Annotated in this window: 8 protein-coding genes; 4 read left to right on the top strand and 4 right to left on the bottom strand. The window is 48.3% G+C overall.

All coding sequences use genetic code 11. The features are described 5' to 3' along the window. Position 1: 1 nt before the first annotated feature. From EB241_RS16225 to ecpA, 4 genes are all read right to left on the bottom strand, one after another. Complete coding sequence (locus EB241_RS16225; protein ID WP_124234158.1) at positions 2-1,615, bottom strand: fimbrial protein; 1,614 nt, start codon at positions 1,613-1,615, stop codon at positions 2-4. 2 nt (positions 1,616-1,617) lie between these two features. After that, on the bottom strand, positions 1,618-4,143 hold the full coding sequence (locus EB241_RS16220) for a TcfC E-set like domain-containing protein (protein ID WP_124234157.1): 2,526 nt from the start codon (positions 4,141-4,143) through the stop codon (positions 1,618-1,620). A gap of 9 nt (positions 4,144-4,152) precedes the next feature. Further along, on the bottom strand, positions 4,153-4,830 hold the full coding sequence (locus EB241_RS16215) for an EcpB family pilus assembly chaperone (protein WP_124234156.1): 678 nt from the start codon (positions 4,828-4,830) through the stop codon (positions 4,153-4,155). 100 nt (positions 4,831-4,930) lie between these two features. Further along, the gene (ecpA, locus tag EB241_RS16210; protein ID WP_124234155.1) at positions 4,931-5,518 is read right to left on the bottom strand and encodes a common pilus major fimbrillin subunit EcpA; all 588 of its coding nucleotides are present in this window, start codon (positions 5,516-5,518) and stop codon (positions 4,931-4,933) included. 655 nt (positions 5,519-6,173) lie between these two features. Between ecpA and copA the strand changes: the two genes are divergently transcribed. The 4 genes from copA to EB241_RS16190 all read left to right on the top strand — a co-directional run bounded on the left by copA (position 6,174) and on the right by EB241_RS16190 (position 12,175). Continuing rightward, complete coding sequence (copA, locus tag EB241_RS16205; protein WP_124234154.1) at positions 6,174-8,687, top strand: copper-exporting P-type ATPase CopA; 2,514 nt, start codon at positions 6,174-6,176, stop codon at positions 8,685-8,687. 87 nt (positions 8,688-8,774) lie between these two features. Continuing rightward, positions 8,775-9,575 carry a TraB/GumN family protein gene (locus EB241_RS16200; RefSeq protein ID WP_124234153.1) on the top strand — a complete coding sequence of 267 codons (801 nt, stop codon included), beginning with the start codon at positions 8,775-8,777 and terminating at the stop codon, positions 9,573-9,575. 182 nt (positions 9,576-9,757) lie between these two features. Next, positions 9,758-10,237, top strand: coding sequence for a Cys-tRNA(Pro)/Cys-tRNA(Cys) deacylase YbaK (gene ybaK / locus EB241_RS16195; RefSeq protein ID WP_124234152.1), 480 nt, complete (start codon positions 9,758-9,760; stop codon positions 10,235-10,237). A 393-nt stretch (positions 10,238-10,630) separates the two neighbouring features. Next, complete coding sequence (locus tag EB241_RS16190) at positions 10,631-12,175, top strand: methyl-accepting chemotaxis protein (RefSeq protein ID WP_124234151.1); 1,545 nt, start codon at positions 10,631-10,633, stop codon at positions 12,173-12,175. The last annotated feature ends 315 nt before the right edge of the window (positions 12,176-12,490 follow it).

The raw sequence follows: 12,490 nt of genomic DNA, 5'->3' as shown, positions 1-12,490 counted from the left end.
GTTACCTGTCAACGCCAACCCAGGTTGCTGTGACCCTGACTTCGCCACTGGCACTGACGGTTCCCAGCCAGTCTGCTCCGTCGACGGTAAACTGTGATCGGGAGTTATCCATCGGAAACAGTAACTTCAGGGTGGTGGTATAAAAGTAACCATCATCTACAACCGCGTTCCACGCTGTTTGAACCCAGTTAGCCGATGTCATATCAACAGCATCTTCACCACAGCTGTTACGTCTGGTTTGCGTTGCACCTGAAGCTGAAACCCAGGAAAGGTAGGCTGGCACCGGCACAGAAAATGAGCCATCTGTGGAAGTGAACACGCAGTAGGCTGTGCCATTGATTATCGTACTGTCCCCCGTGACCTGTGCAGTGATACTGTCAGCCTGACGGGATGCAGAAGTGGTTACCCTGTAGCTAAATTCAATGGGTGACTCACTGCCAATCTTGCCGGAACCTTTGGAAAAAGACGCACCATCTGAAGAAATGATGCTGATGCCATATTCTTTGGGGATAATATTTATCTGATTTGAGGCAGTGAACTGATAATAACCTGATTCCGGGTTAACGCTATTATTGAAATAGAAGGTGAAAAGTTCATCTTTATTAGTTAAATCTTTACCACTGTTGAGTATTTTAGAGAAAAAGCTGTTTGCAAAAAAAACATAAATATAACCATCACCCACGCTAAAAAAATTGCTGTACGCGGAGGCCGAAGCAGAATAATTCTGCCAGCTCGATCCATTACCACTAAATCTGACTTCAGACGCTGAAGGTGAAAAACCCAGCGTTGCAGTATCAATAATCATACTGAATCGAAGTAGCGATGTGACAACCTGGGTTTGCTGAAGCTGATAAGAAACCATCTTACAAACCATACCAGAAACATTCGAGACCACTGCCGTGTAGCATAAATCAGTGTTTCCATTTGTGCCCGGCGTTCCGTCACTGGCAATCCAGATTTCAGAAGCAGCCCCGGTGCTTTTTAGCGATAAATGGCCCACTTTAGTCAAGGTACTTGTGTACTGACGCCATGTTGCGCCCGATGCCAGATCCCGGCATTTTACCCCTGATGCATAATCATAGTTGGTGTTGGTGTAACACAAGTTCAGGGTCAACGCTTTACTTTCACCTACCGACATAGTGCGAAAGTACTCGAACGCCGCCGAACTTAATGAAGCGAACCCATAGCTTCCGTTGTAGACAGAACTTCCCGATCTTGCATGATAAAACCCTTCATCATCAGTAACATCAGCTTGCACGCGACCGGAAGAAGGACAGGCACTACCCGAAGTCATACAGCGTATACCCTCAAAGGGCCTGATGATGGGAGAATCACTGATCCACATATCAAAGTAGCGGTTGGCATAAGCCCAGCCCACATACCCGATATAAGCCAGACTGACCTGATTGGTAGAGTAACGAGTCCAGATATTGGCGCCAGAAAAACGTGGATCTAATGAAGAAGGCGTAATAAAAAACTCATTATCCACTCCATTTTCAATAAGAAGGAAACTATTGCTACCGGAACCACTACTGGAAACATTCACCGCACTCACCGGCATCAGCAGAAAAAAATATCCCACGATCGGTAGCAATATCTTGAGAAAAATAGACATATTTACTGATTCCCTTTATTACGTAAGGCGAAACGTTCCAGAGGAATACACGTTACTTCACCTATCCAGATCGCACCACGTGCACTGTGAAGGTCGAGTTCAGCTTCACATCGTTCACCGTCGCTGTTGATGAGTGTGATAACCGGATAGCGTTTATCCACATCCATCGCAAACTCTCCATACTCATCGGTGCGGGTTTTACCGATATGATTAGCAATATCAGTATTTATATAAGCACTCCCATCTGCGCGACGAATACGACCGAAAACCGTCACCAGCTGCTTGACTTCGGGCGTAATCACGCCGATATTGCCAGGATAAAGCACAACCTTACTTTTCCTGCTACTGATTATATCGACGGTATCCGGGGAGTTTTTATCATTCATCAGTTCTATTTGATATTCTGAATAAGATGGCAGACTAATATAATTATCCTTCCCACTCAGGGAATAATTCCTGCCATTTATTTTTGCGATGATTTTTTCATTATCCGTAAAACCTGTTTTAACCATCAGGCCAGCATTTTGCAAACCTTGCCCAGCGGTAAGGCTATTTTCGGCAAAGCCGACACTACCCTGCGAGCTGAAATTTACGGTTGTCCCTCCATCGGAGGAACGGGTGGCGGACAGCGTGCCTGAATTATATTTCGCAGCATACGACATGTAACCATTTGCCGCGGCACTGTTTGATGCATAGCTTCTTTCATTATTATTTATACGTTTGGAGACTGAGATCCCGGCCTGGTTAATAGCGCTGTTATCAAAATGCCTACGTACAGATACATTTGCCAAAAAATTGCCATTCTCGCTGGAAACACCCGCACTCAGCCAGCTTGACAACGGCAATGAAAGACTGGCACTTACGTATTTCTCATTTACTTCTTTACCACTGTCATAACTGTATCGTTGAATGCCTGTATTTAACGTAGCAGAGATATAACGATTAGAAAAAACAGACTGAGAATAGTTTGCATTGGTATATCTGTTATTATTATATCGATTATCCGTTCTGCTAACAGAAAAAACGCCCAACCAGTGGGAAAATTTACCAAGATTTGCCGTAGAGCCGATAATAAAAGAATCACTTCGTTTCAGCGGTAAATGAATGCCGGCGTGGCTGAAACTTCTCGCTCCCCAAAAACTGCCATAGCCGCCGGGGACATTCAGATTAAGCGTACTGATACTTTGCCAGCTGCTGTCAGTCGCCAGCAGTACCTGCTGGTTCAGACTCAATCTGTCGTTAAAAGCAAGATTAGCCTCTGACTCACTGGCGACATTATGATCAAATCCATAGAGTGTGGATTTTAACGTCACACCGGACAGCCAGGGCTGGGTAGTGGCGGCAGCCACCCCGGATATCCAGGTCTGTTTTTTTCCATAGTAAACATCGCCACTTTTACGGTAACTGGTTTCGTTATATTCCAGAACACCACCAAAAAGTTGCCATGAAACATTTCCGGTGACGCTGGAGTCTCGGGCAAAGGTTTTATTGATTTGTGCCGTGCGTGAACTGACTATTTTTCCATTGACCACCACCTGAACATCCACATTATAAATACCGAACGGGAGGCGCGACGTGTCAACTTCATAAGTCCCCATCATGAAGTTTTGAATACTTAACAGCTTCCCATCCCGATAAACATGAACTTCGCCAGCCGCAGGCAAAAATACGGTGACAGGCACCAGCGAAAGCGTATTGTCTTCCCTTTGCGTATTACTCTTATTGCCGTAACTTACACCATAGATACGGCTTGAGTTAAGTGCGCTCATACTGGCTACGGACTGTAAATTCCAGGTATCTACCATACCCAGAGCAATACGTCTCCCCTGGAAATCACGCTCATACATTGCGCGATACAAACCGCCGTGTGGATTAGCGGTGCCAACACCGTAAAGCGATCCATTAAGGTTAAAATGGTGTTCACGTAAGGCAGAAGTATTATCTGCAGTCAGGTAACTACTGGCATTATTGAGCCCACCGGACTGGTTGTAATAGCTGCCAAAGGTATAGTTGAGTACGTTTGAGAAATGATCGGCGGAAGAATTGCCCAACACAGATGTTCTGGGTAACAGCAAAGCCGATGTGGCCGCCTCACTGACCGTCAACTCAAGATAAAAAGATTTTGTATCAAGGGAGAGCGATGCATCCTCTGATAATCGCAAGTGAGTTTCTTTCCCCAACCGTTTATTCTTCAAGCCCTCCAGCACGTTTTTCACCTCCGATGAAAGTGCGGTCCGATCTGGCAAGTCTGATAATGTGATTTGATTAATCTGGAACTCTCCATCATGAAGCGAGAGTAATGCATCGGCTATTTTTTGCTTGCTCTGCGCAATTTCATCAGACTTATCATAACGAATAAATACCGGAACCTTCATCCCCTGGTATAATGCGCTGGCAAATATAGCCGGAACAATATAATTATTAATACGAACCGGCACTAAAGAGGTTGATGAAAAAGCATTTCCTGTTATGCAAATCGCAACTACACCGGTAAGAACAATCCACTTAACACCATCTGACTTATGCATAGACAGACCTTATTTAACTGAAATGTACTTACCACCGTGCCATATTCCGATGCGTGTTTTATTTTTCTCAGTATCAGTATTACTCATTCTCACACTGTTTCCTGGCATAACATAATAACGTTCCCGGCATCCTTCCTTCTGATTTTTTCCCTTATCTTTGCAAGGGCCAAACGCAACAACACGGAATGAAGTATTGCCATTATTACTCACCACTCCATCCTGGTAGTTGAATGAAAAATGTTCTTTCCTGGGTGCAACGACCAGAATAGTACTGATGGTGGCCGACGTTGTTGCATGACCACCTTTTTGACCCGGAATGGCATTAAACTCGGTAACAGGTTCATCCGTCCATGTCAGACGATAATACCTTTCCTTGTCATCTTCTTTTCCTCCATAAATAAAACGAAAATGTTCTCTTGCATCACCGGGCATAATCAGACTGGCAGGCGTAAACAGTAGCTCTGACTTGCTTTGTATAGGAATAATTTTTCCGCCAGCCATTGGCGAAGAAATACGCTCCACGCTGATACTGACAAAGCGGGCAGAATCCGTTGTATTAATTATTTCTTTTGCCAGGCTGGATGAATCAGAAGTGATAATAGACGTTATCTCACCAACATTAATGGCCTGAACTGACAGGGAGACACAAAGTGTTAAAAGGAGATAAAGACAGTTTTTTATTTTCATAACAATCCCTTAAAATCGCCATCTGTGTTACAGGCAGGCGCAAAAAGGAGGTCTCCGACCTCCTATGTACAATTTTTATAGTTGCTTACTGCTACTCAGTTTAAGTCGCAGATTCTGACCAGACAGCAGTGAACTGAACTTTCACATCCCCACTCCAGTAACCATCTGCCAGATCGGAGAATTTCGCTGCGGTACTTCCATCTGAGGTCGCGGAATCAACCGTGAAGTTAAATGCGCCCAGGGCACTGACGCGTTCTGAACCTGCAAAAGCCGTTGGAGATGCCAGGGTATCAAGCCCGGAACTCTGACTTTTTGCAGTGTCGATCATGGTGATTGCCGCCGTTTTGCTCAGGCTCCCACCGTTCCATTTTACACCCACATTCAGTGTTGAATCGTCAGTGCTGCGGCTCAGAGTATTACTGATAATCTGAGAGGTTAATGTGAAATCAGTGGCACCATCCTGTCCCTGAATAGTGATATCGAAAGCACCTTCCTGTGAATTGAATGCGGCGATACTTTCAGCATATTGGAATGACAGCGACTTTAATGGGGTAACGATCAGGGAACTGGTAGTGTCTTTAGTAGCAGATGCGTCCCAACTTGCCGTAGCTGATGTAGTAATATCAGCTACGGCATTAGCACAAGATAATGCGGCGGCTAAAGAAGTTACAAGTACAAGTCTTTTCATTTTCAATCCTTAATAAAATATATTCTTGCTTTCCTTAACAGAAAAGGAATAACACCTTAACCTTTCACGAAACCTAAAAAAGAGTAATTAAATAACCCAACCTCTATTACAAAAGGATTACAACCTCCTGCCGGTAACCTGTTGGTTTTTATCACACTTGATATTATTTGACAAAAATTAAAAACCAATTTCGTCACTACAAGGCCACATCATGATATTTTAAGAAAAAAAACATTACAAGATCCAATTATAATATGTATTTACGTTGAATGGCCGTATAAAACTGGATTCACCTTCACACGAAACTTTGCAGAACAGCTATTGGGATATTTCGTAGCAAGACACAGAGATATAACACTCAATTATTTAACATAAGCGAAACAGCTAAAAGTAATCCCATGTTTTTTAGCACTCAAATATCAGCAAGACAAATCCAAAAAAAATATCATTTTAACAACAAGTACCAACATAAACAGACCACCAGAAAACAAAACAGCAAGTTGCGAAACACAATAAAAATAAAACAAGGCACAGAAACAGCCTTAGTCCATCCACAATACGACATGGTAAAACATCACGTTGACCTTCCCGTTACTGGAAGGTTTAATCTTGTATCCATCCTGAGTACAGATAAAAGGGATTCCCCAGAGGATTTATGCCACAAACGATTACCCTTGCGTTAGAAGGTCTGTCCTGCGGTCACTGTGTTAAACGCGTGAAAGAGGCACTGGAACTGCGTTCTGATGTGCAGAGTGTGGAAGTTACGCTTACCGAAGCACAGATTAGCGGCAGTGGCAGTACAGAAGAGATGATCGCTGCCGTGGAACAGGCAGGATATCATGCTTCCCCTATTCAGAAGGTCATTCACCCAAAGCCTGAACCGCTGACAGTATCAGAATCTCAGCCGGACGCGCTGACAGCGGACATTCATCAGCTTCCGGCACAGAGGAAAGAGAGTTTTCATCTGCTGATTGATGGCATGAGCTGCGCCAGCTGCGTGACACGGGTAGAACGGGCGCTGCACAATGTGTCCGGCGTTCACCAGGCGCGAGTCAATCTGGCCGAACGCAGCGCGCTGGTAGTGGGTGATACTTCCTCTTCTGTACTTATTCAGGCAGTACAGGACGCCGGTTACGGTGCAGAGATTATCAGTGACGATCATAAACGTCGGGAAAAACAGCAACAGGCGGCGACTAATGCCATGCGCCGTTTCCGCTGGCAGGCGATTGTAGCACTGGCGCTCGGTACTCCTCTGATGTTATGGGGAATGACCGGCGATCGGATGATGCTTACAGAAAGTAATCGTAGCGGCTGGTTGTTGGTGGGTTTTCTGACGCTTCTGGTGATGGTGACCGCAGGGGGGCATTTTTACCGTAGCGCCTGGCTCAGCCTGCGGAAAGGGACGACCACCATGGATACCCTGGTGGCGCTGGGAACCGCCGCCGCATGGCTTTACTCGATTACCGTCAGCCTGTTGCCTGACGTATTTCCACCCGCTTCACGTCACCTTTATTATGAAGCCAGCGCGATGATAATCGGGCTGATAAACCTTGGTCATATGCTTGAGCAGCGTGCACGTCAACGCTCCTCCCTCGCGCTTGAACGTCTGTTAGACCTGACTCCGCCTGGCGCCAGAGTAGTGACAGAAGACGGAGAAAAAACCATCAGTCTGGGCGATGTGCGGCGAGGAATGAGCTTGCGGTTAACCACCGGAGATCGGGTTCCGGTGGACGGTGTTATTTCTCAGGGACAGGCATGGCTTGATGAAGCGATGTTAACCGGTGAAGCAATGCCGCAGGAAAAATCTCCGGGGGATAAAATTCATGCAGGAACCGTCATGCAGGATGGCAGTGTACTGTTCACGGCCAGCGAGGTGGGTAAAAACACTACGCTGGCACGCATTATTCATCTGGTGCGTCAGGCACAAACCAGTAAGCCAGAAATTGGTCGACTGGCCGACCGCATTTCGGCTGTTTTCGTACCGGTTGTCATACTTATCGCCCTGCTCAGCGCGGTAGTGTGGTATCTCGCAGGCCCGGCACCACAAATTGTTTATACGCTGACGATCGCCACAACCGTGTTGATTATTGCCTGCCCCTGCGCACTGGGGCTTGCCACTCCAATGTCAATCATTGCTGGTGTCGGTCGGGCCGCCGAAGCGGGCGTTCTGGTCCGGGATGCAAACGCCCTACAGCGCGCCAGCACGCTCTCTGTTCTGGTGTTTGATAAGACTGGCACGCTAACAGAAGGGGCACCGCGCGTGATCGATATCATCCTGTTCAATGGTACAACTGAACAGCAGGCGCTTCGCTGGGCAGCGGCGCTTGAACAGGGTTCACAGCATCCACTGGCCCGTGCCATTCAACATCACGCCGGGGATATTTCCCTGCCGGAAATAACCCAATTCCGTACCCTTCATGGGCTGGGTGTGTGTGGTAACGCTGACGGGACAGCACTGTGGCTGGGGAACAGTACCCTGTTGTCACAACAGAATATCGCCATTACGCAAGCCTCGGCGCAAATAGCCGCCCAGTCGGCAAAAGGCAGTACGCCGGTTTTGCTTGCAGCCGATGGTGAAATAAAAGCACTGTTTTCCGTTCGTGACCCGCTGCGGGCAACCAGCGTGCGGACGTTGAAACGACTGAAAGCACGGGGCTATCAACTGGTGATGTTAACCGGCGATAACGAAACCACTGCCCGGGCGATTGCCCTGGAGGCAGGGTTGGAGAAAGTGATCGCTGGCGTGTTGCCGGAAGGTAAAGCAGATGCCATCCGCGCTCTGCAACAGCAGGGACACCAGGTAGCCATGATTGGCGATGGCATCAATGATGCGCCAGCGCTGGCGCAGGCCGATGTGGGCATTGCTATCGGTGGCGGCAGCGATGTGGCAATTGAAACCGCTGGCATGACGCTGATGCGCAATGATCTGAACGCCCTGGCTGATGGTCTGGCGATTGCCAGCGCCACGCTGCGTAATATGAAACAAAACCTGCTTGGGGCATTTGTTTATAACCTCTGTGGTATTCCGATTGCCGCGGGTGTGTTCTACCCACTGACCGGCACATTGCTCAGTCCGGTAGTGGCAGGAGCGGCAATGGCGTTGTCGTCCGTGACCGTTGTCACTAACGCAAACCGGCTGCTCCGCTACCAACCATCTGACAATGCGTAACCCCGGCCCGACACGTTTCCCGCCTGTTTGCCTGTTCCGCTGTCAGCTTAAACGTTAGCATGGTGTGATAACGGTAAGGCGGAGAATATGGCAAAACTATTTTGTAAGCTGACATCCCTGTTACAAAAATTCTCGCGGACAGACTATACATGGCCAGCAGAAGATATCACCCTGGGTCACCGCCAGCTGCACATGGTCGGTAGTATTCATATGGGTACACCAGACATGGCACCACTTCCTGTACAATTGCTGGCAAAGCTTGAATGTGCAGACGCACTGATTGTTGAAGCGGATATTACCTCTGGCGCGTCGCCGTTCAGCCAAAGTGAACAATGTAACCCACTGGCAGAGCGTCTTTCAGGGTTACAATTGCACGATCTTTATCGTCGGTGTGATGAGATGGAAATCGGCCATGAAGGCATTGATTCACTTCCTGGCTGGCAAATAGCGCTTATGCTTCAGGCACAGCAGGCACAACGTCTTGGTCTGCACACCCACTGTGGGATTGATTTCCAGTTGCTGGAAGCAGCCCACGTGCAACAGAAAAAAGTTATTGAACTGGAAGGGCCGGAAACCCAACTGGCGCTGCTGAATGGGCTGCCAAATAATGGGCTTTCTCTGCTGGAAGACACCCTGACGCACTGGCACACCAATGCCCGCCTGTTGCAAACCATGATTAGCTGGTGGCTGGAAAGTCCGCCAACCACCAGCCATAGCAACATGCCCAATACCTTTAACGAAGCACTGAATGATGTGCTGATGTTGCAGCGTAACCAGCGTTGGTGCCAGACACTGCGTAATTTGCCAGCGGGAAGGTATGTGGTGGCTGTCGGGGCGCTGCATCTCTATGGCGAAGGGAACTTGCTAACCATGTTGGAAAAAAGCTGAAAAAGAAGGCCAATATAACTATTGGCCTGTCAAAAGAAATTTTTTAATAATTTTAGTTCGTTATCAGCAGACTATTGCTGATGTCTATAATTGTCGCGTAAAGCCTGAATTTTCGCCAGCGTTTTTTTCAGCAGCGGCAAGACATGCCTGACAGATGATTTTCATTCACAAGGACCCGTTTAATGACGCCCGCTGTAAAACTTCTGGAAAAAAACAAAGTCAGTTTCCGCCTGCATTCTTATGAGCATGATACCGGTGAAACGCATTTTGGCGATGAGGCGGTGGCCCGCCTAAACCAGGACGCCGGACGAGTGTATAAAACGCTGCTGGTGGCACTTAACGGCGATAACAGGACGCTTGCTGTGGCTGTAACACCCGTCGCCGGGCAGTTGGATCTGAAGCTGGTAGCAAAAGCGTTAACGGTAAAAAAGGTGGAAATGGCCGATCGGCACATCGCCCAGCGCACCACAGGATATTTGCTGGGTGGGATAAGCCCTTTGGGGCAGAAAAAGCGTCTGCCAACGGTCATCGACCGCTCTGCCCTGAACTTTCCAACTATTTTTATTTCCGGCGGCAAACGTGGCCTGGAAATTGAACTGGCCCCGCAGGTATTGTCCCAGCAACTTAATGCCTCATTTGCCGATATTTCCCGGCAGGATTAATGCTGCCTGAACCTTCCGCTGCTTACTACTGCAAAGCGTCGGTAAGCAACGGCCGCATAGTTCCACTGGCAGCATAAAGTCTGAGGTTTAACAGACAATAAAAAACATGCTTAGGGCGGCACCCTCCATAACGATATGGCTTTCTCACTCCGCGTCACTTTTTGCATCGCGGTCATGGACACAGTAAGTGTGTGGGATAAAGGTAATGTAACCACAGTGGGTAAACATCTTTGCCAGTAAAAAACAAACAACCTTAAAAAACCCTCAAGAACAGCATATTATGTCAAGATAAGTCATTTAACATCGAATGCGATCTTATTTTACATCTGCTCTCTTTTAATTCCCGAACCAGCCGATAGCAGTAGGGATAACCAATAAACCCGGGTCCCTACAATGAAGATATCTACGCGGCTTTTTACCGGCTTCGGTCTGCTAATTCTGTTATTTATACTCTGTACCTCAATTGCCCTGAATGCCCTTAACAGAGCCAGCGACGGCATGGACGACACTGTCAATATCAAAATGAAAAAGTATCAGCTTGTACTGGATATGCGTAGCAGTCTGAGGGATATGGCCATTGCTGTCCGTAACGTCGTGCTGCTGACTGACCCACAGGCCATGAAATCTGAATGGGACAGGTTGCAGAAGCAGAAAACACTTTACATTACTAATCGTCAGGCACTGGGCAATATTCTTGAAACTGACTCTACGCCCGCTGGACGTGAAACGTTCAAACGCATGACGGATGCCGAACCGGCAACATTTACTTCATTGGATCGCGTCGGGCAATTGGGGCTGAATAACCAGACGCAGCAAGCCACCGCTTACCTGATGAATGTGACGCGCCCCACACAGAATGTTCTGCTGAACGCCCTCAATGATATGGCACAGGTTCAGATGAAAAACAGCCAGTCCGCGGTTGAGCAGAACAGCGCTGCCGCCGACCACTCGTCGCTGATTATCATTATTCTGGCAGGGGTTTCAGTACTTATCGCAGCGGGTACCTGCATACTGACCGTGCGCACATTGATGCAGCAGTTAGGCGGAGAACCCGCACAGGCACAGGCGCTCGCCGCCACTATTGCCTCAGGCGATTTGACGACACAGGTCGCACTGCGTCGCAACGATACCGCAAGCATGCTGGCGTCGCTTGATAGCATGCAAACGAATCTGCGGCAACTGGTGTCGCAGATCAAAGATGCCTCCGCTTCCGTGGCACTGGCCGCGGACGAGATTTCGCAAGGTAATACCGAGCTGTCCTCACGTACAGAGCAACAGGCTGCCGCACTTCAGGAAACTGCCGCCAGCATGGAGCAGCTTACCGCAACGGTAAAAAGTAACGCCGCGGGTGCCCAGCAGACCGCTGAGGCCGCTCGCGGTGCCGCAACGCTTGCCCGTTCGGGTGAAGCAGACGTACAACAGATGTCAGAGACCATGAGCGACATCTCAATGAGCGCCACAAAAGTAAGAGACATCACCACCGTAATTGAAAGTATTGCCTTTCAGACCAATATCCTGGCGCTTAATGCGGCGGTGGAAGCAGCGCGCGCGGGTGAAGATGGCCGTGGTTTTGCGGTGGTGGCTGGCGAAGTAAGAACCCTTGCACAGCGCAGCGCAACGGCGGCACGGGATATCAAGCAGCTAATTGAACAGGCCGTGGCACAGATTGAGAGTGGTGTGGAGGTTGCTGCTGGTACTGGCCAGAGCATTCTGAAGATCGTTGGCATGGTGGGCGATTTGGCCGGGTCTATGGACGAAATATCACTGGCATCTTCTGAACAGATGCGGGGCATTTCGCAGGTTAGCATCGCGGTCAGCCAGATGGATGGCGTCACCCAGAACAACGCTGCACTGGTTGAAGAATCCTCTTCTGCCTCACAGTCACTCGCTGAGCAGGCACATGCCCTGCGAGGTATGGTTGAAACCTTCCGGGTGTAAGTCACTATGCCCGCAACGCCACAGGCCGCATGACATGCAGCCTGAAAAAGATCAGCGGAAGTCAAAACTACCGCCTCTGTGTTGACAGCAAAAAGGCTCACCAAAATGAGCCTTTAATACGGCATGACATGCTTTTATTGCTGGTGCCAGATGGTCTCGTCTAATGCAAAAACAATCTGATTGTCTTCGATTTGTAGTGGCATAGTGAATTTGGCCACCTGAATAGAGGTGATATCATCACCTCATAGCCAAAACAGGTGACATTATGACCGGACGTAACAGACGCAATTTTAGCCCTGAGTTTCGCCTCGAAGC

The organism is Erwinia psidii (assembly GCF_003846135.1).
GTDB classification, from domain to species: Bacteria; Pseudomonadota; Gammaproteobacteria; order Enterobacterales; family Enterobacteriaceae; genus Erwinia; species Erwinia psidii.
Note: the sequence above shows the minus strand (reverse complement) of the source record. Positions and strands in the feature narration are given on the sequence as shown.